The organism is Aidingimonas lacisalsi, assembly GCF_008079445.1.
Lineage (GTDB): Bacteria > Pseudomonadota > Gammaproteobacteria > Pseudomonadales > Halomonadaceae > Aidingimonas > Aidingimonas lacisalsi.
Window position 1 is genome coordinate 64,288 of the sequence record NZ_VRYH01000009.1, and the last position, 26,757, is coordinate 91,044.

Sequence of the window (26,757 nt, forward strand, 5' to 3'; positions counted from 1 at the left end):
GAAGCAAGGATTCGTTCATGTGCGGTTTCACTGGTTTTTATCAAAGCCGGCTGGATGGCTCGTCCATGGTCCGCGTTATTACCCGAATGCGCGATCTCATCACCCACCGTGGACCCGATAGCGAGGGGATCTGGCTGGATGAGGGGGCTGGCCTGGCACTGGGACACCGGCGCTTATCGATTCTCGATCTCTCGTCCGCCGGTCATCAGCCGATGGAGTCAGCTTGCAGCCGCTATGTCATCGTCTTTAATGGCGAGATCTATAACCACGAGGCGTTGCGCCGTCGCCTGAAACGCGAGGGCAAGGCGCCCTCATGGCGGGGACAGTCCGATACCGAAACCCTGCTGGCCAGCTTTGCGGCCTGGGGTATCGAACGTTGTCTGCAGGCCACGGTCGGCATGTTCGCCTTCGCGCTATGGGATCGCCGGGAGAGGCGACTGACTCTGGCGCGTGATCGGCTGGGCGAAAAGCCGCTGTATTACGGCTGGATGGACGATGTGCTGCTGTTCGGATCCGAGCTCAAGGCGCTCGAGGCCCATCCTGCATTTCAGCGCCGGATCGACCGCAATGCCCTGACCCTGCTGCTGCGGCACAACTGCGTCCCCGCCCCGCACAGCATCTACCAAGGCATCTTCAAGTTGCTGCCCGGCCACTACCTGACTCTGCCGTTGCAGGATAGGGCGGCTGCCAGGGCGGCACGGCCACAGGTGTACTGGAATTTCAACGAGGTCGTGGAACGCGGCCTGGCCGAGCCCTTCTCGGGCAGCGACGAGGAGGCAGTGACGCTACTGGAGGAGCGGCTGGCCAGCAGCATTTCCCAGCAGATGCTGGCCGACGTCCCGCTCGGCGCCTTTCTCAGCGGCGGCGTGGACAGCAGCACCGTCGCGGCCTTGATGCAGGCCCAGTGCGGCCATCCTATCCGCACCTTTTCCATCGGGCTCGACGAGAAAGGGCAGGACGAGGCCGTGCATGCCAAGGCGGTGGCTCGCCACCTCGGCACGCAGCATACCGAACTCTATGTGCAGCCTGAGGACGCCCGCGCAGTCATTCCATCGCTGCCGACGATGTATTGCGAGCCCTTCAGCGACAGTTCCCAGATTCCCACCTTCCTGGTCAGCCGGATGGCGCGTCAACACGTGACGGTGGCGCTGAGCGGCGATGGCGGCGACGAACTCTTTGGCGGATACAACCGTTATCTCGGCGCCTGCCGGGTCTGGTCACGGATGCAACGCCTGCCGGGGCCGGCGCGTCACTCCACCGCCGCCATGCTGCGTGCCTTGCCACCTGCCGCCTGGGATCGGTTGTTCGCGCTGGCCAAACCCCTGTTACCCAGACGCTGGGAGATCGATACGCCGGGAGAAAAGGCCCAGAAGCTCGCCGAGGTGCTGGCACATGCCGACGGCCAGGCCTTCTTTCGAAGCCTGACCAGTCACTGGAAAGAGCCGTCCGAGATTGTCATCGGCGCCCATGAGCCGCAGACCCTGCTGAGCAACTCTGCAGCATGGCCGAGAACCGATGCCTTTGAACACTGGATGATGGCCATGGACGCCCAGACCTATATGACCGACGACATTCTGGTCAAGGTCGACCGTGCGGCCATGGCATCCAGTCTGGAAACCCGGGTGCCGTTCCTCGATCATCGGGTAGTCGAGCTGGCCTGGCGGATGCCGCTGGACTTGAAGATCCGCCACGGCCAAGGCAAGTGGCTGCTGCGTCAGGTGCTGTATCGCCACGTGCCGCGAGAACTGATCGAGCGCCCTAAAATGGGCTTTGGCATCCCGCTAGGCCACTGGTTGCGTGGTCCCTTGCGCGACTGGGCGGAGAGCCTGCTCTCCGAGCATCACCTTCGCCAGGACGGCTACTTCCGCGCCGAACCGGTGCGTCGGATGTGGGCAGATCACCTCAGCGGACGACGTGACTGGCAGTACCACCTGTGGGACATACTGATGTTCAAGGCGTGGCTGCAGAAATAAGGCCGATACCCTCTAGTTGGGACTTTGAAAAGTATCTTGTCGTCATGGAAATGTACCCTACAGCCTGGCACCTCGTGAGCATCGTGGCGATCTTCCTGTTGGGGACGGGGATGGTGATCAGGATGAGAATAGGGGCGGAAGCAGGCTCTGAGTGCAACACTTTCATTGAGTTGTTGACGGGCCTTCGTGGTACTTAGCCATCAACTCACTCATCATCTCGATGGGGCATTTGAAGTCGAAGCGTTTGCGAGGCCGCATGTTGAGCTCGAATGCAATGGCGTCCAGCTCTTCCTGGCCGTGACCAGATAGGTCGGTGCCCTTTGGCAAGTACTGACGAATCAGGCCGTTGATGTTCTCATTGCTGCCGCGCTGCCATGGGCTATGAGGATCGCAGAAGTCGATGGCAACGCCCGAATTTTGAGTGATTGGCGCGTGCTGGGCCATTTCACGCCCCTGATCATAGGTCAGCGTTTTCCGAGCGGTGGTCGGCATTCGATTCAGTGCGGCGCTGAAACCTTCAACCGCCGAGGTGGCGGTCGCATCGTTCATTTTGGCCAGGATCAGGTAGCCACTGCTGAAGTTCCACCAGGGTGCCGACGGCTGAAGCGTTGTTCTTGCCTTTGATCAGGCCGCCTTCCTAATGGCCGGGCATTTCACGCTTTTCGACCTCCGGCGGCCGTAGGTGAACGCTGACCATGTCGGGAATCTGGCCACGTCGATCCACTTCGCCGCGACGGGGCTTACGTGTTGATGTCCCCTGCCTCAGGCAATGAATCAATTCCTTGCGCAACTGACCCTGACCCACGGGCAGCGCATAAATCGCGTTATAGATCGTCTCGCGATAGACGTAAGCTTCTCGGAGGCTGGGCATATCCATGGACTTGAGCTTGCCGGCACTCTGCTCAGGAGACAACCGCTGACGCAGCAGGTGGACCACCAACTCGAAACGCTCACTGCCGGGTAGCAGCTTGCGTCTGGGGCGACATAGCGCGCGTCGTGTCTGGCGCTGCTGCTGAGCGAGGCGAGCACAGTATGGGCTACCGGTCACGTCAGTGCGCTGAAGTTCACGACAGACCGTCGATGGAGAGCGTTCCAGGATTCTGGCAACCTGTCGAATGCTCATGCCTTGAGCTCGGCTGACTTGGATCGTGGCGCGCTCCTCAATGCTGAGTTCGGTATAGGACATGGGGACAACACCTTAGCGGATTTTTCAGGTGTTGCACTCAGACTCTGCGGCCAAGAGGTATTCAAAGACATTATGTCTAATGTGGATAGCCAATCAGTCGTGTGTATGGCCGGTCTTTCAAGGTGCCGAGAAGACATAGTAATCATTTTTCAATGATACGACCTATATCTCGTGGCATTGTTTATAATAATGAAAAAAGAGTGAGTCGTGGAGCGGTGAAAGGATGGGGGGGGGGTTAAAGAAGGTTTTTAGACAATAAATTTAAAATAGTTATTTGTTGACTGGGTTATGGCGGGTTAAAATGGAATATGTCAGCAATGGGTTCGATGTATTGACAGCCTCCTCCGTATTTATCGTGGGTTTGGTCATGTCATGCCTTCTGGGAAAGCCATTTAGCGTTCCAGCGAACCGGTCGGTTTTGCTGTATCTTTGGCATTCTATATTCTGCCTTGTGTATGCATGGTATGTCGTAAACGATGGCGGCGATTCAATCATGTATTACCGCATGTCCTTGAGTCACGATCTCGTATTTCATGTCGGCACTGCCGGAGTCGTCTACCTGACTGCATTCTTCTCTCAAGGTTTGGGGCTCTCCCTTATTGGCGTATTTCTCGTTTATAATATCATCGGCTATATTGGCCTGCTTGCGTTTTATGCCGGCCTCAAGGCGGTGACTGCTCACAAGGAACTGTATATCCAGCGGCTGGTGTTGTTGATCATCTTCCTGCCCTCGGTGAGCTTCTGGTCTTCCAGCATCGGCAAGGATGCCATTTCGTTTACCGCCACGGCGCTGGCCCTATGGTCGTCGATGCATCTGAAGAACCGCCTGCCCTTGATGGTAGCGGCTATCTTGATGATGTTGTTGGTTAGGCCGCATATGGCGGGCCTCATCGTCATAGGCCTGTCCGCCTCGTTTGTGCTCCACGCCAATGTCTCCATTCTGCAAAGGATCGTTTTCGGGTGTGTGGCTCTGGGAGCGGCAGTCGTAATCGTTCCCTTCTCGCTAGAGTATGCGGGGGTCGGCAATGGTTCCGATGTCGATACGTTGCTCACTTATGTGGAAGGTCGTCAAGCTTATAACCAGACGGGGGGAGGTGGCGTCGACATTAGTCAGATGAGTCTCCCCATGCAATTGATCACCTATATGTTTCGCCCCTTGCCATTCGAGGCCAACAGTATCTTTCAGCTGGCTTCGTCAATGGACAACTTGATTCTGCTGTACCTTTTCTTCGTCGGGGGATATGCCATTGCCAAGGGCAAAAAGAGCTCGCTTGGAGAAAATCGCACCTTCCTCTGGGTTTATGCACTCCTGTCCTGGCTTATCCTCGCCATGACGACGGCGAACATGGGCATATCAGCTCGCCAGAAATGGATGTTCGTCCCTGTGCTGATTTATCTCCTGATTTCGGTGCTTGGTGAACAACGTGCCGTGACGCGGGTGACACCTAAAGCTCATGGCGGTCACTCGACGTAGACGCCATTTCGGATGATGACAATGGTCAAAGTACTGGTCATAGCTAGTTTTACCGACTCGCTACTTCAGTTCAGAGGCGCGTTGTTGACGGAAATCGATAAAAGAGGGCATGAAGTTCATGTGGCGGCGCCGGGCCTGCGCGATAAAGACGCAGTCGGTGAGGCTCTCAAGCAACGTGGCATGTTCATCCATGATCTCTCGCTTCAGCGCACTGGCATGGATCCGATCCGTGACTTGGCGACGCTGTTGGCAATGCTCCGTATAGTGCAGCAAATACGTCCTGATCTGGTCCTGGCCTACACGATCAAACCCGTTGTTTACGGGGTTTTCGTCTCCTGGCTGGCTCGCGTGCCCAGACGCTATGCCTTGATAACTGGACTGGGTTATGCCTTCACGGGGGAGGTGAAAGGGAAGCGTGGCATTGTCGCGTGGCTGGTACAACGCCTGTATGCCTTCTCGCTGAGGCGTACCCACAAGGTCTTTTTCCAGAATCACGATGACCGGGCCCTGTTTTTCAGTCGTGGCATTCTGGCTCCCCATGTGCCGTCGCTGGTCGTCAACGGATCGGGTATCGATACCCGTCAATATGTTCCGGCTCCCTTCGCCGTGACACCAATCGTGTTTCTCCTGATTGCCCGCTTGCTCGGGGACAAAGGGATCCGGGAGTTTGCCGAGGCCGCCCGGTGGATCAAGGCGAGGTATCCATCCGCCGTGTTCCAACTGGTGGGATGGATCGATGACAACCCGGATGCCATACAACCGTCCGAACTCGATCTCTGGATTCGTGATGGCGTTGTGCAGTTTCTTGGCCGGTTAACGGATGTGCGTTCAGTGATTGCGTCCAGTCATATCTATGTGCTGCCCAGCTATCGTGAAGGCACTCCTCGTACCGTATTGGAGGCGATGGCAATGGGGCGTCCCGTGATTACCAGTGATGCACCGGGTTGCCGCGAAACGGTTGTCGATGGCGAGAATGGTTTCCTCACTCCGGTGCAGGATTCGCTGTCACTGGCCTTGGCGATGGAACGCTTCATTCTTGAACCGGAACTCGTGATACGGATGGGACGACGCTCACGCGAAATCGCGGTGGCCAAGTACGACGTCCATAAGGTCAACGCGGCCTTGATGACTGAGATGGGATTGTCGTGATCAAGCGAATTTTCGATGTGATAGCGGCCTTTACTGGTCTTATCGTGCTGGCACCTGTCATGGTTGTCATCGCTTTGCTGATTCGTTGGCGAATGGGGGCGCCCGTTCTGTTTCTGCAGGAGCGCCCGGGCCTGCATGGCTTGCCATTCGTGATGTGCAAGTTTCGCACCATGCGGGACACCAAGGATGCTAATGGAGCGGTACTGCCCGATGCTGGACGGTTGACTGCACTGGGCCGCTTCCTGCGTTCGACCAGCCTGGATGAGTTGCCGGAGTTATGGAACGTTCTGAAAGGGGAGATGAGTCTCGTCGGGCCACGTCCACTGCTGATGTCGTACTTGCCGCTTTACTCCCCTGAGCAGTTTCGCCGGCATGAATTGCGCCCGGGCATGACCGGCTGGGCCCAAGTAAATGGCAGAAATTCACTGATCTGGGAAGAGAGACTAGCGATGGATACCTGGTACGTCGATCACCGTTCATTCCGGCTCGACATTCGCATTCTTCTATTGACCGTCAGGAAAGTGCTTCAGCGTGAGGGGATTTCAGGCCATGGCCACGCCACCATGGCGCCCTTCACAGGAAACCGTCCTCCTTCGGATCGCTCCTGAATGTCAGTCGGTTAGCGTGTCTGTCGCGTTCTTTCCGCTTTCCCGCTTAGCGAGTGTGTCTATGAATAATGTGAACTTTGCCTCCTAGCCCGACTACATGAAGAGAAAATCAAGTCGGTGCAGCGTGTCCTGGCGTCGAGCCGAGTGAATTACTGAACGGGGGAGGAGGGGCGTACGTTCGAGAGTGAGTTCTCCCGTTTCGCCGGCACCGAATATGCCGTCGCCTTCTCCAGTGGCACCACGGCGTTAGAGCTGGCCCTGAACAGCCTCTCCCTGTTGCCCAGGAACTAGGAGAAACCAGCTTGATGTTTCTCGTTCACCCAACATTAACGAAAGATGAAATCGAAGAGATGTGCCAAATTATAATTAATGTAATGGATGTTGCTGATATAAGATAGGCTTGTATTTTAACCCTTCTCGCTTAGATATCGTATATCCTGGTTTCATTCCGAAATTATTCGAATTTAATTTGGTTGCCTATTAGAGGGTTTTAGCGCACCTCTGGTAGCTATTCAATTCTGAATAAAATTATAGCAAAGGGTGGTGCTATGTTTGTCCTTGTCACAGGTGGTTCTGGATATATCGGTTCTCACATGGTGTTTTCTCTTCTTGAAGCAGGTCATGATATTATTGTATTGGACAACCTATGTAATTCATCGGAACTCTCTATCAATAGAGTAAGAGAAATAACTGGAAAGAAGATTTTATTTGTTCAAGGTGATGTCAGAGACCGTAAGGTGCTGAATAAATTGTTTTCCGATTATGATGTATCTGATGTGTTACATTTTGCTGGGCTAAAATCGGTAGGTGAGAGCTGTTGTCATCCCTTGATGTATTATGAAAGCAACGTGGCGGGAACTGTTGTTTTATGTCAAGCCATGGCGGCAGCAGGTGTTTTTAACTTGGTTTTTAGTTCCTCCGCAACCGTATATGGAGATGGGCATCCAATGCCATTGCATGAAACTTTGCCAACTGGAAGTCCGACTAATCCTTACGGCCGATCAAAGTTAATGATTGAGATGCTTCTAGAAGATTTAACTGATAGTGTTCATCCATGGTCTATAGCTTTATTGCGTTATTTTAATCCTATAGGGGCTCACGAAAGTGGGGTGATTGGTGAAGATCCTCTTGGAGTCCCGAATAATTTACTCCCCTATCTCGGACAAGTTGCCATGGGCCGAAGAGAGTGTGTTTCTATTTTTGGAAATGACTATCCTACTTTAGATGGTACTGGTGTTCGCGATTATATCCATGTGATGGATTTAGTGGAAGGACATTTATGCGCCATGCAAGCTATACACAAGTCTTCGGGTCTTAGAGTCTGGAATTTGGGGACAGGGCGTGGCTATTCAGTCCTCGAAGTAATCCATACCTATGAAAAAATTTCGGGCTGTAATATTGCATATCGAATGGCTCCACGTCGTCCTGGTGATGTGGCTGCTTGCTGGGCTGATCCTGGACTTGCAGCCAAGGAGTTGGGGTGGAAAGCAAAACGTGGTCTGAATGATATGGTTAGGGATGCTTGGTATTGGCAAAAAAAGAACCCATATGGATATCAGATATCTTAATGGTATTATCCTGTGTCCGAGGTGTTGCTCAATAAATCACAAGAAATGGATACCGTTCATGGATCTTAAAGAAAATTATTCAGGTGCGGCGACTATACATACTGGATATGAGTGTTGTAGTGGAAAAGTGCCGTCGCCTATGAGTTTCCATTATCATACTTATGGGCTTCGACTTTCCTCGCAGGTGGAGTTCCCGGAGTTAACAGAAATGTCCCATTATTCCATATCCGATGTCCAAATCCTAATCCACCCATTACCTAAGGGATTGGACAAGTCAGCTGCCTATGGAAAATGGCTGCAGTACACGGAAGATTGCTGTCAAATATTGATAAAAGGTGTTGCCAGCTTCCGAATAGGACAAGGAAGATATATTCAAATTGATAGGCAAACTTCTATGGAGCCACATGAATGTGTTGCCGAGAGTGATGTCCGGCCGTATCTTTTAGGAACTGCATTCGGAGCACTTCTGCATCAGCGTCACTGGTTGCCGTTACATGTCAGCGCCTTGAGTACGCCTTCCGGCGTATGGGCTTTCACTGGCGCCTCAGGGGCGGGCAAGTCGACTTTAGCCGCTTGGCTGCATTATCACTACCGCTGGCCGCTGATCAGTGATGACGTAGCAGTTATAAAACCCAAAGATACACGACCCTATTTGTATCCAGGCCCACCTCGTCTCAAATTGTGGAAAGATGCACTGAGCGCACTCGAAATAGATTACCATGGATTGGCTCGCGATCTAACTCGTGCTGAAAAATATCACCTTGTTCAATATAGAGGGTTTATGGAAAAACCGAAGTCATTACAGGCATTGGTAGTATTGGAGCGTACGGAAGAAGGGGAGAAAGCCAGTGTAACTCAGATCACGGGAGTGGAGGCCTTCAGGGCTATCATGGGAACAATTTATCGACCTGAGCTGGGTAACATTTTCAATGGACCGCAACGATTATTGATCCAGTGTGCTGATTTGGCCAAACAAATTCGGGTGTATCGATTCCGACGACCTTGGTCGCTGAGGGACATGGAGGCCTCCATAAAACCCTTGCTAAATTGGATCAATAGCGATGTCAGTGGAAAGTTGTGATTTTCCTTCAGTGGACCCCATCTTGCAGTTGTTGCTGCTACTTTCGCGACTGGAGATTTCGGAGGATCAGCAGGGAAAAGTTCAGGAGCTTTGCGCACAGATAGATGATTGGCCGGAATTTATCCGGCAGGCTCAGCAGCGTTTCGTGTTACCGCTAGTCTATAGGAATCTGCGTCGCATATCCGTTCAGGGATTTCCGGCGGATTGTATCTCGAAATTGCGTCAAGAGTGTTTGAGTACTGTCCAGCGTAACCTGCGAATCGCTGCCGCACAGAAAAAACTGAGATGTGAGCTGCTCGTCCCATTGAATATTCCCCATCTCTTCTTCAAGGGACCGGCGCTTGCGGCTCGATATTATGGACAACCGGGACTACGCTCCTGTCGGGATATTGATCTACTAGTGTCGCAACAACACTTGGTGTCATTGCTGGAAGCAATGCTTCAACGGGATTACCGGCCGTACAAGCCGGTAGGCATGAGATCAGACCACGTGAGCCTGACGTTTGCCGTGCATTCACAACCCGTCATCACGGTGATATCTCCAGAAGGCATCGCAATCGAGTTGCATCAGTGTATCGATCATAACGGGAAGATCTACAATACGTCTGACCTACTAGAGACAGCAGAATCCTTTTCGTGGGAGGTGAGTTCACTATCGGTCATGCCCACGGCCGAGCTTTTTGTTTATCTCTGTTTCCATCACACCCGTCACCGTTGGTCCCACTTGCATTGGCTGGCCGATCTCGATGCGACCCAGCGGCATCCCGAGTTTGATCTATTAGAAGTGCGAGCTTGTGCTGCGCGGCATAATTTAAGTGAAACCGTCGAGGCTTGCCTGGAATTCTATCATGCTTGTTCAATGCCCGAGCCGTGGCGGAATGAGGAACTTGGTAAACATGGTACAGCGCTGCTTGAGGCTTGTCTGCTCAATCTTCAAGGGGGACGTGACGTGGAACTAGCCTTACGCAAAGATAATGCCACTCCGGATTTCGCTTTCGCTTGGCAGACCACTACTGGCCATCGGTTGGCTTGTTGGGTACGGAGCTGGACGGTGTTGTGGCGGCCGAGTTACAGCGACTATCGGAGTTGGCCTTTGCCCTCTGGCTGGCAATGGCTGTATTGGGTCACTCGACCGTTTCGGGGACTCATCAAGCGACTCTCTTACAACGGAGTTCCACGATGAACCGGCCTGATTTCCTTTTCTTATGATGCAGTTAGGTACTTTTCTCGTTCCTCTGTCCTCCTTGCGCCGCATTCTGCCGCTGCTATGGCAAAGCAGCCCCAAGTGGGCGCTGCTCAGCACACTGTTTATGGCGCTCGAGATTGCTTTTGGATTGGCAATGCTATTCTTGCTCAAGCAACTGGTCGATCTCGTCACGGTACGGCTCAGCAGCGATGTGACCAACGAGTCGATCCAGCCGGTCCTGGGATACGTTGCCTTGACTGGGGCCTGTACCCTCGTCTTTCTGGCGGCCCGTGCCATGGCTAGCCTGGCGCGGGAGGCTCAGGGGTTGCTGATGGCCGATCACATCGACCGTGAAATTCATGAGCGTGCGGTACGCGCCGATCTCGCCTTTTACGAGAGCCCACAGTATTTCGACACTTTACAGCGAGCCCGTGAAGCGGGTAGTCAGCGACCGGTCCAGGTAGTAAGCAATCTGCTCATGCTCGCCAAGAACAGCCTGATGCTAGCGGCTGTCGTGGGGTTGATCATCACCATCGACTGGCGTTTGTTGCTGGTACTGTTGGTCGCTGTCATACCAGCGCTACTGGTTCGGTTACATTTCACTCGACACCTCTACGACTGGCAGCAACGGCGCACCCAAATGGAAAGACGGGCCGGCTACCTCGACTGGTTGATGACTTCCGATCTGCATGCCAAGGAACTGCGCCTCAATCGACTAGGGGACTACCTGCGCGAGCAGTACGCCGAACTACGTAGCCGGATTCGCCATGAGCGCATGCATATCACCCAACGGCGGACTTGGGTGGAACTGGCGGTAGTCAGCATTGCCACCATCGCCTTCTTCAGCGCGCTGGCCTACCTGACATGGCAAACCGCTGGCGGCCACAATAGTGTCGGCAACCTGGTGTTGTTCCTGCTGATTTTCCAGCGTACCCAGTCAATGGGCCAGGAACTGGTGCAGCAGGTCGCTAAACTTTACGAAGACCACCTTTATATCGGCCTGCTCTTGACGTTTCTGGATATCCGCCCGAGGATCGCTTCCCCCGAGCATCCAGTACCGATTCCGGCGCCACCACGCCATGGTATCCGCTTCGAGAGAGTGAACTTTACATATCCAGGCACCGAAACACCGGTGCTCAAAGAAATCGACCTGAAAATTCGCCCCGGCCAGATTGTGGCCCTGGTTGGCGCCAACGGCTCCGGCAAGACCTCGTTGATCAAGCTGCTTTGTCGCCTGTACGATTCCACGCTAGGTCGTATCACCCTGGATGGCGTCGATATCCGGCACTATGACCTAGAAGACTACCGCCGCCTGTTCAGTGTCATCTTCCAGGACTACGCGCACTACGCTACCACGGTAAGAGAGAACATCCGGTTCGGTGACATTCGACAACCGGCCGATACGCCAGAGGTCGAGGCCGCTGCGGCCAAGGCCAGTGCCGCCCCCTTCATCCATCGGCTAAAGGACGGATACGACACCCATTTGACGCGCATGTTCGACGAAGGCCAGGAGCTGAGCATCGGCCAATGGCAGAAAATAGCCCTGGCACGCGCGTTCTTGCACCGTTCCAGCGTGATCATCCTTGATGAGCCGACCAGCGCACTGGATCCGGGGGTGGAGTTCGAGCTGTTCGAAAATTTCCGCGAACGTATCGACCATCGCGCCGCTCTGGTGATCAGCCACCGACTGTCGACAGTCCGTATGGCTGACTACATCTACGTACTGGATCAGGGTGTGATTCGAGAAGCCGGGACTCATGAAGAGTTGATAAAGCAAGAAGGGATGTACTGTGAGCTGTTCAACCAGCAAGCACATCATTATCGAGAGGTGGAAAGATAGCCTGCATATTGCGCTCATTCCGTGTCGTTAGTCTGAAGGGCTCCAGTAATAGCCTGTATTGATCACTATGTGTGGGGGCCGGATGATAGTGGCTGCCAGCAGAGGATAGCTCCTACGGCTTAACCTATCATCCGGCCTCATACACTTAGTTATCATGGTGAAAATTCTAGGCGCCAGGCGGGTTTTTGGTTTCTAAACTTGATGTGGCAGAAACAGCTTGCTGAGCAATATCAAAAGCAGGTGCTATTGTCTTAGCAAGCATCTCTTTCGTGAGCTCATTAATATGTCGTTCGCGAGTAGCTTCAGCTTCTCTTTTACCAGAGGATTTTCCTGGCCAAGATCCTTGATCTACCCCGTCGAGCTTGTATGTCCAAATTAGTATCAGGCTCGGGGGAGGGGTGGGATTTTCTAATGTACCACTTCTTGGCGGTCCATATTCTGATCTTTTGATGACTTCGCTGAATCGATCACGCGTTTCCTCAATAAGTGTTGTTTTAAATTCATTAATAGTTTTCAAAAACTGATCAGATAAAATTTTGCAATTTTCAAGTTCTCCGTCAGATTTTGATATGCTGTATTTCTCCATGTTTAGGGAGAGGTTGAGTGAAGCTGCTAAGGTATAGGAAGGAGTAGCGGCGTAATCAAGGCTTCGGAGGCGTTCTAAATTTTTACTAGACTCATTGATAATAATGTTTAGTGAGTCCTTCCTGGATTCAGGAGAGTTTTTATAAAAAACCATTTGGTTTTGAATGGATCTAAGGTCAGCTTTTGCTTCGCGCAAAGCATTTTCGTTTAGCGCGTCGTTTAGAATTCTTGAAAAATCTCTCAGTAAAGCTTCTATAATCTTTGAAAGGTCAAGGTTTGCTTTGATGAATATGGATAAAACGGCATTTATTATTTCTCCTACTACTATTTCTACTGCTTTCTCCAACGCTTTTGCAATCGCTTCTGAGAAAACTGAAAGTATTTTTTTGGCTATGACTGCCCAAGAAAAAGGCTCAGCTACATACACAATGAAATCTTGTTTAGGCGTGCCTGTATAAAGATGAGTGTCCAGTTGTGTAATTAGTTCTGAATTAGGCAGTTTGAATACTCTATAGCCTTCTGGAATATTGTTTTCCATGTCGATTATCCTTTCTGTTGTTTACGCATTAATTCCTATAGCAATTTTTTTATGTTTCTGCAATTTCAAGTTAATTAATGGAATGGTCCGCCCCTCCCTCATATCCTGCCCGATAAGGCTTTTCGAAGCGAAAGAGGAATGCACCATGTCCATGACTACCATTGGTATCGATATTGGCAAGAGCCAATTGCATGTCTGCACTCTGGATGAGCGTGCTCACGTCACATTGCGTAAGGTCTTCTCGCGCTCTGGCCTCATCCGGTTTCTTGTCAACACGCCGCCGGCCCGCGTGGCAACCGAAGCCTGCGCGGGTGCCCATTTCATTGGCCGCAAGGCCGAGTCCTTTGGCCATAACGCACGCTTGCTACCGGCTCAGTACGTGAAGGCCTACGTGAAGTCGCAGAAGAATGACTACGCCGATGCCGAGGCCATCGCTGAGGCGGCCACCCGACCCACTATGCGATCGGTGCCGGTCAGACCACCAGACCCTGCAACTGCTTCATCGCCAGCGCAGTGGCTGGGTCGCTGAGCGTACTGCACTGGCCAAGCGAGTCCGCGCCATGCTTTTGGAGTTCGGTATCACGGTGCCGAAAGGCATCCGTCAGTTGCGTCGCAACCTGCCATGGGTGCTCGAAGATGGCGATAATGAACTGCCGGACCGCCTGCGTGAGCTGATCACTGAGCTCTGGAGCGACATGATTCGGCTCGATGAACGCATCGAGGAGCTGACTGACGAGCTTGATACCTTGGCTCGTGCGGACCCGCAAACTGTAATGACCCCCTGGTTTCTGCTCACCCTACGCAGCTAATGCGGGGTGTGCTCGGGGTGCCACATAGTCCAGAGACTGATGTGGCCGCTCTTCGTTGTCGTACCGGATCCAGCGATCGATCACGACCCTGGCTTGGCCCAGCGACTCGAAGCGATGGAGCCAGATGCACTCCTCCTTCAAGGAGCGGAAGAAGCGCTCCACGAGCCCGTTCTGTTCCGGTGTATACGGCGTCGTGAACTCCTGCGTGAGGCCATAGGCCTTTACCGTGCCCGTGTAGTGGCGGCTACTGAAAACGAGCCCGTTATCTGACCGAAGGGCCAACGGTTGCTGAACACGTCCCAGCGCCCCCAGCCTATAGATCAGCGCTTCCTCCAGCGCAGCCTCAGCGGTCTTGCTGCTGCCATTGTCCGATAATCGCCAGCCGAGGATCTCTCGTGTGCAGCAGTCGATGATCACCGCCAGGCTGGCTCGGCGATCCTTTCCACACCACTCGTGGGTGAGATCGGTCGCCCATCGCTCATTAGGCCTCGAGGCGACGGATGGCAGACTCCTAGCACGAGGGCGGAAGCCCTGAGGCCGCTTGCGCACTTGCCAGCCTTTGAGCTGCAGGATGCGCTGGACCGGCTTGCGGTTCTCACCCAGCACGCACGCCAGCCGACGATAGCCGTAGCGGGGGAAGCGTTCCAGCGTCAGCTTCACCCGGGCCGTCAGTTCCGTATTAACGACACGAGGCCGGGCCTTTGGCCGGTAATACAGACTGCGCCGTGGGAAGCCCAACCAGCGGCAAAGTTTGGCAAGTGATACCACGCGGCCTTCCTGAGCCATTTCCGCCTGCAGCGACCTTACGAGTTCTCGTCCTCGTCGAGCAGGCGACGCCACTTTTTTAGTGCATAGATCTGCAAGTGGGCCTCGCCCAGCGCCTCCTTGGTTTCCCGCAAGTCGGACTCGTATTGCTCGCGGATATCCTTGGGGCGGGCCTTAAACCCGTTCTCCATATTGCGCTGGACTTCATCGATCCAGCCTTCGACCTCGGAGACGGTGAGGTCATGCTGTCGGGCGACCTCAGCGACCGTGGTCTTGCCCTTGAGGATGTCCATGACTACGGACGCTTTGCGCTTCGCGGTCCATCGCTTGATGGGGGTGTCGTCGCTCATTTTCTCCTCCTGATGACTGCACTATAGCCTGTGCAGCTATGGAGGGGGTCACTTCAAAACAAGGCTGCTATTGAGCATTCCAGGAATCGGCCCGATCACCGCTACCGCGCTGGCCGCCAGCATTGGTGATGCAAGCGCCTTCCGCAAGGGCCGGGACTTGGCGGCCTGGCTTGGCCTAGTCCCCCGGCGGTTCAGCACGGGGGGCAGACGCGGCAATCGCCATCTGCGTATGCAGCTCATCTATGGTGCCCGAGCCGTGCTGCGCGTGGTGCACACACGAGACGAAGAAGATGCGCTCCGACGCTGGGTGGGGCGCATCAGCCCTCGCAAGCATGCGAATGTAGTGGCCGTGGCATTGGCCAATAAACTGGCCTGGATCGTCCATGGCGTACTGCGCTACCAGGTGCCGTTTGACCCAAGGTTGATGAGCACCTGATCACCGAACCCACAGGACGTCGTCATCACCGATACCGATTTTAGGAGGTTGACTCCCACCGAGTGAATGCAAGCGCTGGAACTGATGGCGGAAACAGGTCACCGGCATACCGAGAGCCTGGCTAAAAAAGCGGCCCCCACTGAGGTCATTGAATTATCAAGGAGCGGTATGCGCGGATTTTCATCATGGCCCGGGACATCAGCCGATGGCCCATCAAGAGGTCGGATACATTAGCGCAACCCTGTCCCAGTCACGGTAGAAGGCACTTGCGTTACAGGAGCGGACCATACATTTTTAGTGCATCGATCTGCAGATGGGCCTCGCCCAGTGCCTCCTTGGTCTCCCGGCGCTCGGACTCGTACTGCTCACGGATGTCCTTGGAGCGGGCCTTGAACCCGTTCTCCATGCTGCGCTGGGCCTCATCGATCCAGCCCTCGACCTCAGAGACAGTGAGATCGTACTGGCGAGCCACCTCAGCAGCCGTGGTCTTGCCCTTGAAGATGTCCATGACCACGGCGGCCTTACACTTCGCGGTCCATCGTTTGATGGGGTTGTCGTCGCTCGTCCAGGCCTCCTGATGGCTGCACTATACCCTGTGCAACTATGGAGGGGGTCACTTCAGTATGGCGGATCGCATCCACGTGCTGGATCGGGGGCGAATTCTCGAGTCGGGATCTCACGACGAACTGATGGAGCGTAAGGGCGCTTACTTCGCGTTGTTCCGTCGACAGGCGTATCACTATCGCGACGGCGGCAGCGAAGAGAGCGCCGAAGGGCGCTCTATGTATGGTGATGAAACGGTTGGGGACTTGCGTGCCTATGAGCCCTTCAGCGAACCCTGATCAGTTGCTCTGCCGCCAACGAATCCAGGAAGGCAACCACTTCATCACGGCATGTGGTGCGATCGACATCGAACTCCTGCAATAGTCGATCACAAAGTTCCTCGACCCCGGTTTCCTCCGCAAGTAACGACCAGATGCGTCGACCCACGGCCTGCGTTCCGTAGTACATGCCTTTATCGGGGCTGAACAGCACCAGGTCGTCATCGACTTGCGATGCCAGTGGTTCATCCTGTCGCACGACGCGTGAATCGAGTGAAATCATGGTCATGCGTCACGAGTCCGGATCGGAGGGGCCGAAGAAGGGTAGGTTGATGTAGTTCTCAAGCGGAGAAAGATGACTCCCCGACAAGGTGCTTTCAATACCCATACGCGACAGTTCAGGAGTGATCCAGACTGCTTTGCTTTCTGACGAATTGATGTCGTTCATTGTCGTTCCCTGTTTCATTCTGGCTGCCTTTATTAGTAGGCTGTACCAGTGATATTATTGATGAATTACACTGGAAATTCATTACCTCAATTTTTCTTCGTCTTATCCTCCTTTTGCGTATCATGAGAACTCATTACCGGCTGCATTAGGTTGTCCTGACATGGATTCTCCCGGTACATTCTTGCCACCGGATAGTGTGGCGTCGATACGCATTCTGGTCAGTTCAGGCGTGACCCATTTTGCTTTATCCGTTGGTGTCATGGTTGTTGAATCAAAAGATTTCATCGTTTTATGTCCCAGGATAGCGTGTCGCTGAAGTGAAGAAACTGTTAACTTATGTTAATAAACATGGAGCAGGCAGTTGCCCTTGTCAACATGAGTTTTCTCCTGACGTCAGCTTATAAAAAACCTATGAATTTTCCATCTACTTGATCATATATCGTTGCCATAAGTGCCACATCTGTAATGCTGAACAGATGGGAATGAAGGTTGAGAGATGTTCCATTGTCATGGTGTTAGGTGTGTTCTGTATCGAAGGGCGCAGGGCACGGGTATTCAGCCAGTCGCAGTGATCTCGAAATCCGCCTTCCTGCGCCTCTTGCGCCAGTAACTGCCAACATCCTTTCCTTAACTCCATCCGCTTTCGTTCGTTCACCGGGTCATGCTTTCCCACGCGTTGTGGCAGCAGGTCATTGAGGGCACGACGATAGAGCGCGCGAGGTTTGCCGTGCTGCCAGAGGAGTTCCGGCGGGAGTCCCAGGGTGAAGCGCAGGAGTCGTATGTCCGTTAGCGGATAGCGATAGACGATATCGTGCGGGGCTGACCACTTGGCCCAGGTCGCCATGCGGCTGGCGAGATGGCCGTTGCGTAACAGCAGCGCCTGCATGGTGTGGGGGTCTGGGTATTCTCGCCAGGCCGGCATACGCTGGCGGTTGATATGGGGGTGGCGTTTGAGGAAGTCGCCCCGCAGGAACGGGTTGAGTCGTTCCGTTTCCCGGAAAGGGGAGAATCGTTCATAGACGGGATCCGGCATCATGGGTAGCAGGGCTTGCTGCCACAGGAACCGGGCCATGCGTCGTGGATGACGACAGCCGCCGGCATTGACGCGTGTCATGGCAAAGAGTTCCCGCCACTGTCCGCGCTTGAACAAGTAGGCAGCGTATCCCCGGATGCCGAACGTCACCGCCTCGTCGCCGCCCCATCCCGACAGCATAGTGCGAATTCCTTCCTGACCTGCATGTGCCATGACCGGCCGTTCCTCGAAGAGGTCGGTGGTGCCTTCCTCGGCGACATCCCGTGACAGGAAGTCTCGATAGTCGTGACCGGACGCCGCACCGAAATGGCACGTGAAACCTTCCTGGCGGCAGACCTGATCGATTAGCTGACGTTCATCTCGACGGCCCCCGGCAAGTGGGTACGTTGCCGAGATTGGCGGCGCCCATGAATAACTCTGCTTGAGAGTCCGGCCTTGCCGGTTCAGACACCGGTTGGCCAGAATCGTGACGCCGGTCGAATCCAGCCCGCCACTGATATGCGAGCCGATCGGATATGGCGTTCGGATTCGGTCGCTGACGGCCGTTTCCAGCAGGGCTCTGAAATGGTCTGCATAATCGGCCGGGCATGAATAACGTACGCAGGAAGCGTCATCAGGCTGCCAGTAAGCATGCTGTTTCACGCCGCGGAGTGTAACGTGCAGCCAATGGCCCGGGAGGAGGGGGTGAATGTCCTGAAAGAAGCTGTCTTCCGTGGCGTCGAATGGCCATCGCAGGAAGCTGGCCACTCGTCGTTCATCGATGGCCAGCGGAACATCCTTGAAGGCTTTCAGCCCGCTTATGGCCGTCGCGAACAGAAAACGGTCGCCGACATGCCGGTAGTAAAGTGGACGTGCACCGATATGATCCCTGGCACAGAACAGGCTCTGGTCGTGGGTATCCCAGATCGCAAAGGCAAAATCCCCCACGAGCTTCTCGACACACTGCGCTCCCCAGCGATGGTAGGCATCGATGATGAGTTCGCTATCCGGCAAGGTAGCGCGTCCGGGGTTGTCGATACCGAGTCGGTCACGGAGTTCGTCGCGATTGTCGATAATGGCATCGGCCACGATGACCAGGCCATGCTTTTGTAGTGGCTGGCGCTCGTAGCGTGACTCAGGGGTGATATCGAGTTGCTGGTGACCCAGTGCAAGCGGGCCATCCATCCAGGCTTGCGTACCGTCGCGGCCAAAGGCCTTCAGGCTGTCGAGCGCATCGCGGAAGGCCTCTGCCGGGACGGGAGTGCCCGAGAAATGGATGCGTCCGATGATGGCGCTCATCTGTCTTGCCCATGACGCAGCGGTGACTCGGGCGAGGCATGCACGAAGCACGTGATCGGTGTGAAGGCTTCGTCATGCTGTCCCAGTACGACATGTCCTCCGACAGTGACCCAGGCATGCGCCGATAAGACAGGGTCGGCATCGGTCGGCGTCTTTGGGACGAGACGCGTGCCCAGTACGAGGCGACTGGCGATGTGACGTCTTCCCAGCATCCAGTGAGCGGCCATGGCCATCATCAGACAGGTGAAGGGGTTACCACAGCGACGATTGATCGCCATGACCAACCTGCCTATCGCGACAGATAGGTTGTCGGGTTGAGAGTGACTCTCAGGAGTGACGCCCGGTACAGGAGTGACGCCCGGTAGTGGTGTACCGAGACGCCTTGCCCACCATCGATAAGGCAATACCCGAACATATAACCAGGCCAGTGATAGCGACCATAGCGCTTCCAGTAGCTGCCGCTGCCGTCGGGCAGGCAACGTCAGCAAACGCTGGGTCACCCGTGCGCAGTGCCGGCAGCTAGAGACGAAGGTCGGCATCGCCGTTTCCCAGCATGTATTTGAGGTCGTAGAGAACATGCTGTGGTTTGCCCCAGCTGCGTATGCGTGCGGTGCCCAGATCGCTGAATTCACGATGGGCGACGGCCAGGATTACCGCGTCGTAGGCAGCGGGCTGCGGGTAATCGACCGGTCGAATGCCATATTGGCTTACGGCGTCATCGACGCTGGCATGCGGGTCGTAGACGTCCACGGTGACATCGAAATCCGCCAGCTCGCGAATGATGTCGATGACTCGTGTATTGCGTAGGTCAGGGCAGTTTTCCTTGAATGTCAGTCCTAGTACCAGCACCCGTGCCCCTTGCGCGTGGATACGCTGCTTGATCATCTGCTTGACCAGTTGCCCGGCGACATAGGCGCCCATACCGTCATTGATGCGCCGGCCCGACAGGATGACCTCCGGGTGGTAGCCGACTTGTTGGGCCTTGTGCGTCAGGTAGTAGGGGTCGACGCCGATGCAGTGCCCGCCGACCAGGCCGGGACGAAAGGGGAGGAAGTTCCACTTGGTGCCGGCTGCCTTCAGAACTTCCTCGGTATCGATATTGAGCCGGTTGAAGATCATTGACAGCTCATTGATCAGGGCGATGTTGATGTCTCGCTGGGTGTTTTCGATGACCTTGGCCGCTTCGGCAACTCGGATGGAACTGGCCTTGAAGGTACCGGCGGTGATGATGGTGGCATACAGCGCATCGACGAAATCGGCCACTTGGGGAGTCGAACCGGAAGTAACCTTCTGGATCGAGGCCACCCGGTGTGCCTTGTCGCCGGGATTGACGCGTTCAGGACTGTAGCCGGCAAAGAAATCGGTGTTGTATTGCAGGCCCGACTCACGTTCGATAACGGGAATGCACTCGTCTTCCGTGGCCCCTGGATACACCGTGGACTCGTAGATCACGACGTCGCCTCTGTCGATGACCCGACCGATCAACTGGCTGGCCTTGATCAACGGCGTGAGATCGGGACAGTGCTGGGCATCGATAGGGGTCGGAACCGTAACGATATAGACATTGCAGTGTGCTAACGCTTCGGCGTCATCCGTTACCTGAAGCTGACTGGCGCGTCGCAGCTCATCCGGTTCGACTTCCAGGGTCAGATCGATTCCCTCTTGCAACTGGGCGATGCGCTGGCCATTGACATCGAAGCCCAGGGTCGGGACATGTTTGCCGAATTCCACCGCCAACGGCAGCCCGACGTAGCCGAGTCCGATGATGGCGACACGCGTCTGTTCCAGTGTCAGTGTCAGTTCCATGGGGCTGCATCCTCGCGATGACGTGTCGTGGCCTCAAAAGTGAGAACCGCTTTTGACCAGAGAGACGGCCGAGACCTTGAGTAGATCGAAAGATGCGTCGGCGCTTGCTTCGGCCGACGAACAGGGTTGCACTGCCGACTCGGCAGGGGAGGAGCTGGCCTCATTGGCACGGCAGATGAGATCGACGATCGGGCCCTCGGGGTGATAGGCCGTTGGCGCTTCTTTCAACAATTCGCGTATGTGGTCGTATTGCAGGCTCGATAGTGCTGCGTATAGCCGCTGCAGGTAGGCGTTGAGCGTTGGCCATTCCCAGAATGGTTCGTTGGCCGACAGGATCCTGGGGTGGTCGGTTGGCACGGTTCCCTCGTCGATCAGTAACTCTTCGTAGAGTTTTTCTCCGGGACGCAATCCGCTATAGGTGATGGCAATGTCACCCTTTGTGTCGTCTGTACCGATGACCTCCATGCCGGAAAGCCTGATCATCTTGCGCGCGAGTTCGTCGATCTTGACCGGTTCGCCCATGTCCAGGACGAAGACGTCGCCACCGCGGCCCATGGCGCCGGCTTGAATGACGAGTTGAGCGGCCTCCGGCATGGTCATGAAGTAACGGGTGATGTCGGGATGCGTAACGGTGACGGGCCCACCTGCCTTGATCTGCTGACGAAACAGTGGCACCACCGAACCGGAGGAATCCAATACGTTGCCGAAACGAACCATGGAAAACCGCGTTACCTGTTGGTAGTGAGCGAGCGATTGGCAGATGAGCTCAGCCAGCCGTTTGGTCGTGCCCATCACATTGGTGGGGCGGACTGCCTTGTCCGTGGAGACCAGGACGAACGTTTCCACACCGCAGTCGATGGCCGCTCTTGCGGTTTCCAGCGTGCCGTATACGTTGTTGCGTATACCTTCCACCATGTTGTGCTCGACCATCGGCACATGCTTGTAGGCTGCCGCATGGTAGATGGTTTGCACTGTGAATGTACGCATTATGCCGTTGAGTCTGGGGCGCTCCTGCACGGACCCCAGCAGCGCCCTGATTCTGACAGACAGATTCTGTGCCGTGGCCAGCTGATGCAACTCTTTCTCGATTCGATAAAGTGAATATTCGCAGCTGTCCAGCAGCAATAACTGTGTCGGTTCCTGCGTGATGATCTGTCGGCAGAGTTCAGCGCCAATGGAGCCTCCGGCACCTGTGACCATGACCGACTTGTCGCGAATGTTGGCACCGAGCAGAGACTGGTTGGGGGAAACGGGATCGCGGCCGAGCAGATCCTCGATGGTGATATCGCGTAGCTCGGTGATTTGTGCTCGTCCGGCGATGATGTCCGATACGCCTGGCACGGTTTGTACGGGGACGGGAAGGGCTTCCAGGGTGTGCAGAATGTCGCGTCTGCGGCTTCTGGACGCGCTGGGGATGGCCAGCAGGATACGCGCGACACCGTAGCGCTCGATGAGCGTTGGCATGTCTCCGGGAGGATGCACTTTCAACCCTTCGACCAGTGTTCCATGCATGCCTCGCCAGTCGTCAACGAACGCGATGGGAGCGTATTCGCCGTCATGCTGCAACGACGTCACGAGCTGAGAACCGGCAGCACCCGCGCCATAGATGACGACGCGAGTCTTCCTGCTCATCAGGCTATGTTGATAAAGCCCGCGTGCGAGTACGCGTATGCCGCCAATACTGATCATCGACAACAACAAGTAGATGAACGGCACTGGCCGGGGCAGGGCTTGCCCCATGAACTGGTTGGCCAACACCAGGACACCGGTGGAGACAAGGACGCCTATCAGGGTTGTCGTGAGTGTCTTGTAGCTCAGGAAACGAATGACGGAGCGATAAAACCCCAATTGCAGGAAGGCCAGTATGGTCACGGGAGCCAGGAAAGAGAGAATCAGCCAGTTAGTGGGATGCATGAATGGCGTCAGCGAATCGACTTGCAGACTGATGGCCAATAACAAGCTTACCGAGACGAGCGCCATGTCAGTGGCAATCAGAATCAGTCGCTTATATTTTCTTGGGATGCGAAAGAGCTTATCTAGAAAATGAAACATTGCCTGTCCCTTGTACAGATCCCGTTGTGTTTCGCTAATGCCGTATTTTTAGTATGTTTTTATCGATTTTTTTGGTTTTATAATTAAAGGTTACGAATAGTTAATTAATGTTACTTTATGTCGTAATGGTAAGAGAAAGGACCAAAACCGCCAAACTGGTTTTTCTAAGCGCAACATGGTTGATTTTTAAACGACTCGGGTACCGATTATCATGTGATTTCCTAGTCGTTGATCTAGCGTTCTTACTCAAGGGCAGGATGAGATGACTCATTAGCGCGTCGCGGCGATACCTCGGGATGGGAATGTGAAACGGCGGAAATGGCTGTGGTCTGGCAGCGGGAGCAGCGCGTGTGGTGAAGGCGGTTTGGTCGTCGCTGGGGGAGCGCTGGCATGGGGTGTGTCCCGATGCACGATGGAGTGAGAGAAAAGTGCGGCACAAGACGTTACCATGGGTGCCGTCGATTCATGGAAACAGGCGCATTGATTGATGGAGTGGCAAGCCTATTTGTCATTGGCCACGGTGGTGGCCGTATTGGCGACGCTGGTGCTGACGCGCATCGCGCCCGACGTGATCCTGATGGGGGCGCTCGGGTTCCTGATCATTTCCGGCATTCTGACGCCGGGTGAGGCGCTGGCGGGATTTTCGAATCCGGGCGTGATGACGATTGCGGTGCTTTACGTGGTTGCCGCGGGACTCAAGGAGACCGGGGCGATTCAGTGGATCGCGCATGGCTTGCTGGGGCAGCCGACGCGCTTGCGCCGGGCGCAGCTGCGTGTGGTGATGCCTGCGGCTGGGCTGAGCGCCTTCATGAACAATACCACTGTGGTGGCGATGTTCATTCCCGCCTTGCAGGAGTGGGCCAAGCGACTCAAGTTGCCTCCTTCCAAACTGCTGTTGCCTCTCAGCTATGCAGCGATTCTCGGCGGTACCTGCACGCTGATCGGTACCAGTACCAATCTGGTGATCAATGGCTTGTTGCAGACCGAAGCCGGCATCGATCTGGCGATGTTCGATCTGGCCTGGGTGGGTGTGCCGCTGGTCTTGATCGGCGGTGGCTTCCTCTATCTGTTTGCCGATAAACTGCTGCCGGATCGAGAAGGCGCGCTGGAACAGTTGGAGTCGGCCCGCGAATACAGTGTCGAAGTGCGAATCGACGACAATGGTCCGCTACCCGGCAAGACCATCCGTGAGGCGGGTCTGCGGAGCCTGAGCCATGGCTACCTGGCCGATATCGAGCGTGACGGCCAGCTGATGACGGCGGTGCCACCGGACACGCAACTCCGGGCCGGAGATGTGCTGATCTTTATCGGTGCGCCGGAGTCAGCCCGGGAACTGCGCCGAATCCATGGCCTGAAGCCGGCCAACGGCGATGTGCATAAGCTCGATATCGCCCATCATCGTCGCTGCCTGGTGGAAGCGGTGATCGGCCCGGACTTTGCCGGTCTGGATCAAACGGTCAAGCAGTCGCGTTTTCGCAGCCGCTACCGTGCGGTGATTCTGTCCATCTCCCGTGCCGGCCAACGACTTCCGGGAAAAGTGGGCGATATCACGTTGCAGGTCGGCGATACGCTGCTGATGGAGACCGACCAGGAATTCGTCGAGCAGTATCGCTATCGCAAGGATTTCCTGCTGGTCAGCGCCCTGAACGATTCGACGCCGCCCAATTTTCGCAAGGCGCCGCTGGCACTCAGTATCCTGGGCGGTATGGTGGTGGTGAGTGCCACCGGCCTGTTGAGTATTCTCGAAGCGGCACTGCTTGCCGGTGGTGCCATGTTGATGACGCGTTGCCTGACGGCCAGCAAGGCCCGCCGCTATGTGGACTTGACCGTTCTGGTGGTCATTGCCGCGTCGTTTTCGCTGGGCGCGGCGATGGACAAGACAGGGGCGGCAGGAGAGATCGCCAATGGCCTGATGCACTTTGGCGGTGCGTCGCCCTGGCTGGCGCTGGTGCTGGTGTATCTGATGACGGTGGTCTTTACTGAACTGATCACCAACAATGCGGCAGCCGTGTTGATGTTCCCCATCGCCAACGCTGTGGCGGAACACCTGGGAGTGAATTTGTTACCCTTTGCCATCGCTATCATGATTGCCGCCTCGGCCAGTTTCATGACACCGCTGGGCTACCAGACCAACTTGATGGTGCTCGGCCCCGGCGGGTACCGGATAACCGATTACCTGCGGCTGGGCGCTCCTTTGACGGTGATCGTCGCGGTCACTGCGCTGAGCGTGATCCCGATGGTGTGGGGATTTTGAAACAACGGCGGTAAGCTATATACATTGCAATCGCGACTGAAGTCGCTCCTACACGACCCCTGCTACCGGGATGAGAGTAGGGTCGTGGGAGCGGTTTCAACCGCGATGCAGGGCGGTTAACCCTGCTGTAGATGATACGGCCGATCGCGACTGAAGTCGCTCCTACAAACCCCCTGCTATCGGGATGAGAGTAGGGTCGTAGGAGCGGTTTCAACCGCGATGCAGGGCGATTAGCCCTGCTGTAGATTACGGCCGATCGCGACTGAAGTCGCTCCTACACGACCCCTGCTACCGGGATGAGAGTAGGGTCGTAGGAGCGGTTTCAACCGCGATGCAGGGCGGTTAGCCCTGCTGTAGATTACGGCCGATCGCGACTGAAGTCGTTCCTGCGACCCCTGGAGCGTGATGACGTCGTTTCGACAATGAGATTGGCTGTGGGTTGTTTGTAGGCGCACTGTTTGCTTGAAACTCGATAAGAAGGAGCTATTTTGACTGCTTTCGTAACCGATGACATGCGTGCTCAGTTGATTCAGGGCGTTCACGAGGCTGGACGCAAGGTGATGTCGATCTATCGCCGTGAATTCGAGGTGGAGACGAAGGCGGATGACAGTCCGCTCACGGAAGCCGATATGGCGGCACATCATGCGCTGGTGGATACGTTGCGTGAGTTGACGCCGACGGTGCCGGTATTGTCCGAGGAGTCCGGGGAAATATCGTTCGAGACGCGCCAAGCGTGGGATCGTTATTGGTTGATCGACCCGTTGGATGGCACCAAGGAGTTCGTCAACAAAAACGGTGAGTTCACCCTGAACCTGGCATTGGTGGAGCAGGGGGAGCCGGTATTCGGCATCGTTCATGCACCGGTACTCGAAGCCACCTGGATCGGTCAGCATGGTCATGGGGCCGAGAAGCTGCATGGCGAACAGCGTGAAGCCATTCAGGTACGGAGGTTGCCTGAACCGAACACCGCCCCCTGGAAGGTCGTCGGTAGTCGCCGCCACGGTGCCGAGACCTTCGATGCCTTCTGCGCCGGCCTGCCCGAGCACGAGTGTCTCTCCATGGGAAGCTCCCTCAAACTCTGCCTCGTCGCCGAAGGCGAAGCCGACCTTTATCCCCGGCTCGCCCCGACCAGCGAATGGGATACTGCCGCTGCCCAGGCTGTCGTCACCGCCGCCGGTGGCCAGGTTCTCGATGCCCATACCCTTGAACCTCTGCGTTGCAACCAGCAAGACAGTGTGCTCAATCCCTGGTTTATTGTCTGTGGGGAACGGGATACATTGTGGGAACAGGCGTTGCAGGCTGCAGTTGGAGAGAAGTAAGCAGGCGTTGGCGATGTGATGCCGGCCTGTCCGCCGTAATCGCGACTCGAGTCGCTCCTGCATGGGATTGGCAACCGAGGTTGCAGGAGCGGTTTAGACCGCGATGATTCGTTTGCATGGCTCCACCCATATTTCCATTTTCCCAGGGTTGATTATGTCCCACTCTTCTCCCTTGATCGCCGACGATATCGAGTCCTA

24 protein-coding genes and 3 pseudogenes are annotated in these 26,757 nt (G+C 55.3%); 15 read left to right on the forward strand and 12 right to left on the reverse strand.

Annotated features, from left to right (window positions below):
- The first annotated feature begins 17 nt into the window (after positions 1-17).
- Positions 18-1,973, forward strand: a complete 1,956-nt coding sequence (asnB, locus tag FVV99_RS16260; protein ID WP_148255183.1) for an asparagine synthase (glutamine-hydrolyzing) — start codon at positions 18-20, stop codon at positions 1,971-1,973.
- 162 nt (positions 1,974-2,135) lie between these two features.
- Here the strand turns inward: asnB and FVV99_RS16265 are convergent.
- Positions 2,136-3,159, reverse strand: a pseudogene (locus tag FVV99_RS16265) (IS30 family transposase).
- 301 nt (positions 3,160-3,460) lie between these two features.
- Here FVV99_RS16265 and FVV99_RS16270 point away from each other — a divergent pair.
- The 8 genes and pseudogenes from FVV99_RS16270 to FVV99_RS16310 all read left to right on the forward strand — a co-directional run bounded on the left by FVV99_RS16270 (position 3,461) and on the right by FVV99_RS16310 (position 12,065).
- Complete coding sequence (locus tag FVV99_RS16270) at positions 3,461-4,633, forward strand: hypothetical protein (protein ID WP_148255184.1); 1,173 nt, start codon at positions 3,461-3,463, stop codon at positions 4,631-4,633.
- A 21-nt stretch (positions 4,634-4,654) separates the two neighbouring features.
- On the forward strand, positions 4,655-5,782 hold the full coding sequence (locus FVV99_RS16275) for a glycosyltransferase family 4 protein (protein ID WP_148255185.1): 1,128 nt from the start codon (positions 4,655-4,657) through the stop codon (positions 5,780-5,782).
- Positions 5,779-6,390: a sugar transferase gene (locus tag FVV99_RS16280; RefSeq protein ID WP_201745130.1), complete on the forward strand. Its 612-nt coding sequence runs from the start codon at positions 5,779-5,781 to the stop codon at positions 6,388-6,390. Before FVV99_RS16275 ends, FVV99_RS16280 begins: the two co-directional genes overlap by 4 nt.
- A gap of 213 nt (positions 6,391-6,603) precedes the next feature.
- A pseudogene (locus FVV99_RS18860) lies at positions 6,604-6,681 on the forward strand (hypothetical protein); the annotation flags it as partial.
- A 257-nt stretch (positions 6,682-6,938) separates the two neighbouring features.
- Positions 6,939-7,958 (forward strand): UDP-glucose 4-epimerase GalE, encoded by a 1,020-nt coding sequence (gene galE, locus FVV99_RS16295; RefSeq protein WP_148255186.1) that lies wholly within the window; start codon positions 6,939-6,941, stop codon positions 7,956-7,958.
- Between the two features lie 58 nt (positions 7,959-8,016).
- Positions 8,017-9,039 (forward strand): phosphoenolpyruvate carboxykinase (ATP), encoded by a 1,023-nt coding sequence (locus FVV99_RS16300; RefSeq protein WP_148255187.1) that lies wholly within the window; start codon positions 8,017-8,019, stop codon positions 9,037-9,039.
- Positions 9,040-9,061: 22 nt separating this feature from the next.
- Positions 9,062-10,222 carry a nucleotidyltransferase domain-containing protein gene (locus FVV99_RS16305; RefSeq protein WP_161599020.1) on the forward strand — a complete coding sequence of 387 codons (1,161 nt, stop codon included), beginning with the start codon at positions 9,062-9,064 and terminating at the stop codon, positions 10,220-10,222.
- 157 nt (positions 10,223-10,379) lie between these two features.
- Positions 10,380-12,065, forward strand: a complete 1,686-nt coding sequence (locus tag FVV99_RS16310; RefSeq protein WP_161599021.1) for an ABC transporter ATP-binding protein — start codon at positions 10,380-10,382, stop codon at positions 12,063-12,065.
- A 166-nt stretch (positions 12,066-12,231) separates the two neighbouring features.
- Here FVV99_RS16310 and FVV99_RS16315 read toward each other — a convergent pair whose 3' ends face one another.
- On the reverse strand, positions 12,232-13,188 hold the full coding sequence (locus FVV99_RS16315) for a hypothetical protein (protein ID WP_148255190.1): 957 nt from the start codon (positions 13,186-13,188) through the stop codon (positions 12,232-12,234).
- On the opposite strand from FVV99_RS16315, the gene FVV99_RS16320 reads away from it, so the two are divergent.
- Complete coding sequence (locus FVV99_RS16320; RefSeq protein WP_148255191.1) at positions 13,187-13,717, forward strand: IS110 family transposase; 531 nt, start codon at positions 13,187-13,189, stop codon at positions 13,715-13,717. The two genes, FVV99_RS16315 and FVV99_RS16320, sit on opposite strands and share 2 nt — an antisense overlap.
- Before the next feature lie 31 nt (positions 13,718-13,748).
- On the forward strand, positions 13,749-13,997 hold the full coding sequence (locus FVV99_RS16325) for a hypothetical protein (protein WP_148255192.1): 249 nt from the start codon (positions 13,749-13,751) through the stop codon (positions 13,995-13,997).
- On the opposite strand, the gene FVV99_RS16330 is transcribed toward FVV99_RS16325, so the two are convergent.
- Positions 13,986-14,837: an IS3 family transposase gene (locus FVV99_RS16330; protein ID WP_269090066.1), complete on the reverse strand. Its 852-nt coding sequence runs from the start codon at positions 14,835-14,837 to the stop codon at positions 13,986-13,988. The genes FVV99_RS16325 and FVV99_RS16330 overlap by 12 nt on opposite strands.
- The gene (locus FVV99_RS16335; protein WP_148255194.1) at positions 14,801-15,112 is read right to left on the reverse strand and encodes a DUF1153 domain-containing protein; all 312 of its coding nucleotides are present in this window, start codon (positions 15,110-15,112) and stop codon (positions 14,801-14,803) included. The genes FVV99_RS16330 and FVV99_RS16335 overlap by 37 nt, the downstream gene beginning before the upstream one ends.
- A 67-nt stretch (positions 15,113-15,179) precedes the next feature.
- On the opposite strand from FVV99_RS16335, the pseudogene FVV99_RS16340 reads away from it, so the two are divergent.
- A pseudogene (locus FVV99_RS16340) lies at positions 15,180-15,548 on the forward strand (transposase); the annotation flags it as partial.
- 271 nt (positions 15,549-15,819) lie between these two features.
- Here the strand turns inward: FVV99_RS16340 and FVV99_RS16345 are convergent.
- Positions 15,820-16,095 (reverse strand): DUF1153 domain-containing protein, encoded by a 276-nt coding sequence (locus tag FVV99_RS16345; RefSeq protein ID WP_148255196.1) that lies wholly within the window; start codon positions 16,093-16,095, stop codon positions 15,820-15,822.
- Between the two features lie 76 nt (positions 16,096-16,171).
- On the opposite strand from FVV99_RS16345, the gene FVV99_RS16350 reads away from it, so the two are divergent.
- Positions 16,172-16,390 (forward strand): hypothetical protein, encoded by a 219-nt coding sequence (locus tag FVV99_RS16350; RefSeq protein ID WP_148255197.1) that lies wholly within the window; start codon positions 16,172-16,174, stop codon positions 16,388-16,390.
- On the opposite strand, the gene FVV99_RS16355 is transcribed toward FVV99_RS16350, so the two are convergent.
- The 7 genes from FVV99_RS16355 to FVV99_RS16375 form a co-directional block, all read right to left on the reverse strand.
- Positions 16,377-16,658, reverse strand: coding sequence for a PqqD family protein (locus tag FVV99_RS16355; protein ID WP_148255198.1), 282 nt, complete (start codon positions 16,656-16,658; stop codon positions 16,377-16,379). The genes FVV99_RS16350 and FVV99_RS16355 overlap by 14 nt on opposite strands.
- Positions 16,659-16,661: 3 nt before the next feature.
- Entirely contained in the window at positions 16,662-16,817 is a 156-nt protein-coding gene (locus tag FVV99_RS18565) for a hypothetical protein (protein ID WP_161599023.1), read from the reverse strand.
- Positions 16,818-16,937: 120 nt separating this feature from the next.
- Positions 16,938-17,102, reverse strand: coding sequence for a hypothetical protein (locus FVV99_RS18570; RefSeq protein WP_161599024.1), 165 nt, complete (start codon positions 17,100-17,102; stop codon positions 16,938-16,940).
- Positions 17,103-17,241: 139 nt separating this feature from the next.
- Positions 17,242-19,128, reverse strand: coding sequence for an asparagine synthase-related protein (locus FVV99_RS16360; protein WP_148255199.1), 1,887 nt, complete (start codon positions 19,126-19,128; stop codon positions 17,242-17,244).
- The gene (locus tag FVV99_RS16365) at positions 19,125-19,667 is read right to left on the reverse strand and encodes a lasso peptide biosynthesis B2 protein (protein WP_161599025.1); all 543 of its coding nucleotides are present in this window, start codon (positions 19,665-19,667) and stop codon (positions 19,125-19,127) included. The genes FVV99_RS16360 and FVV99_RS16365 overlap by 4 nt, the downstream gene beginning before the upstream one ends.
- On the reverse strand, positions 19,648-20,934 hold the full coding sequence (tviB, locus tag FVV99_RS16370; RefSeq protein WP_148255201.1) for a Vi polysaccharide biosynthesis UDP-N-acetylglucosamine C-6 dehydrogenase TviB: 1,287 nt from the start codon (positions 20,932-20,934) through the stop codon (positions 19,648-19,650). Before tviB ends, FVV99_RS16365 begins: the two co-directional genes overlap by 20 nt.
- Before the next feature lie 33 nt (positions 20,935-20,967).
- Entirely contained in the window at positions 20,968-22,986 is a 2,019-nt protein-coding gene (locus FVV99_RS16375; RefSeq protein WP_148255202.1) for a polysaccharide biosynthesis protein, read from the reverse strand.
- Positions 22,987-23,473: 487 nt separating this feature from the next.
- On the opposite strand from FVV99_RS16375, the gene FVV99_RS16380 reads away from it, so the two are divergent.
- Positions 23,474-25,240, forward strand: a complete 1,767-nt coding sequence (locus tag FVV99_RS16380; protein WP_148255203.1) for an SLC13 family permease — start codon at positions 23,474-23,476, stop codon at positions 25,238-25,240.
- Between the two features lie 512 nt (positions 25,241-25,752).
- On the forward strand, positions 25,753-26,559 hold the full coding sequence (cysQ, locus tag FVV99_RS16385) for a 3'(2'),5'-bisphosphate nucleotidase CysQ (protein WP_148255212.1): 807 nt from the start codon (positions 25,753-25,755) through the stop codon (positions 26,557-26,559).
- The last annotated feature ends 198 nt before the right edge of the window (positions 26,560-26,757 follow it).

Coding starts and splice junctions, on each gene's coding strand:
- FVV99_RS18565 (WP_161599023.1), bottom strand. CDS start 16,817: ATGAACGACATCAATTCGTCAGAAAGCAAAGCAGTCTGGATCACTCCT.
- FVV99_RS16335 (WP_148255194.1), bottom strand. CDS start 15,112: ATGAGCGACGACACCCCCATCAAGCGATGGACCGCGAAGCGCAAAGCG.
- FVV99_RS16320 (WP_148255191.1), top strand. CDS start 13,187: ATGTCGATTATCCTTTCTGTTGTTTACGCATTAATTCCTATAGCAATT.
- FVV99_RS16275 (WP_148255185.1), top strand. CDS start 4,655: ATGGTCAAAGTACTGGTCATAGCTAGTTTTACCGACTCGCTACTTCAG.
- FVV99_RS16270 (WP_148255184.1), top strand. CDS start 3,461: ATGGAATATGTCAGCAATGGGTTCGATGTATTGACAGCCTCCTCCGTA.
- galE (WP_148255186.1), top strand. CDS start 6,939: ATGTTTGTCCTTGTCACAGGTGGTTCTGGATATATCGGTTCTCACATG.
- FVV99_RS16325 (WP_148255192.1), top strand. CDS start 13,749: ATGCTTTTGGAGTTCGGTATCACGGTGCCGAAAGGCATCCGTCAGTTG.
- FVV99_RS16310 (WP_161599021.1), top strand. CDS start 10,380: ATGCTATTCTTGCTCAAGCAACTGGTCGATCTCGTCACGGTACGGCTC.
- tviB (WP_148255201.1), bottom strand. CDS start 20,934: ATGGAACTGACACTGACACTGGAACAGACGCGTGTCGCCATCATCGGA.
- FVV99_RS16315 (WP_148255190.1), bottom strand. CDS start 13,188: ATGGAAAACAATATTCCAGAAGGCTATAGAGTATTCAAACTGCCTAAT.
- FVV99_RS16375 (WP_148255202.1), bottom strand. CDS start 22,986: ATGTTTCATTTTCTAGATAAGCTCTTTCGCATCCCAAGAAAATATAAG.
- cysQ (WP_148255212.1), top strand. CDS start 25,753: ATGCGTGCTCAGTTGATTCAGGGCGTTCACGAGGCTGGACGCAAGGTG.
- FVV99_RS16360 (WP_148255199.1), bottom strand. CDS start 19,128: ATGAGCGCCATCATCGGACGCATCCATTTCTCGGGCACTCCCGTCCCG.
- FVV99_RS16300 (WP_148255187.1), top strand. CDS start 8,017: ATGGATCTTAAAGAAAATTATTCAGGTGCGGCGACTATACATACTGGA.
- asnB (WP_148255183.1), top strand. CDS start 18: ATGTGCGGTTTCACTGGTTTTTATCAAAGCCGGCTGGATGGCTCGTCC.
- FVV99_RS16350 (WP_148255197.1), top strand. CDS start 16,172: ATGGCGGATCGCATCCACGTGCTGGATCGGGGGCGAATTCTCGAGTCG.
- FVV99_RS16355 (WP_148255198.1), bottom strand. CDS start 16,658: ATGACCATGATTTCACTCGATTCACGCGTCGTGCGACAGGATGAACCA.
- FVV99_RS18570 (WP_161599024.1), bottom strand. CDS start 17,102: ATGAAATCTTTTGATTCAACAACCATGACACCAACGGATAAAGCAAAA.
- FVV99_RS16380 (WP_148255203.1), top strand. CDS start 23,474: ATGGAGTGGCAAGCCTATTTGTCATTGGCCACGGTGGTGGCCGTATTG.
- FVV99_RS16365 (WP_161599025.1), bottom strand. CDS start 19,667: ATGCCGACCTTCGTCTCTAGCTGCCGGCACTGCGCACGGGTGACCCAG.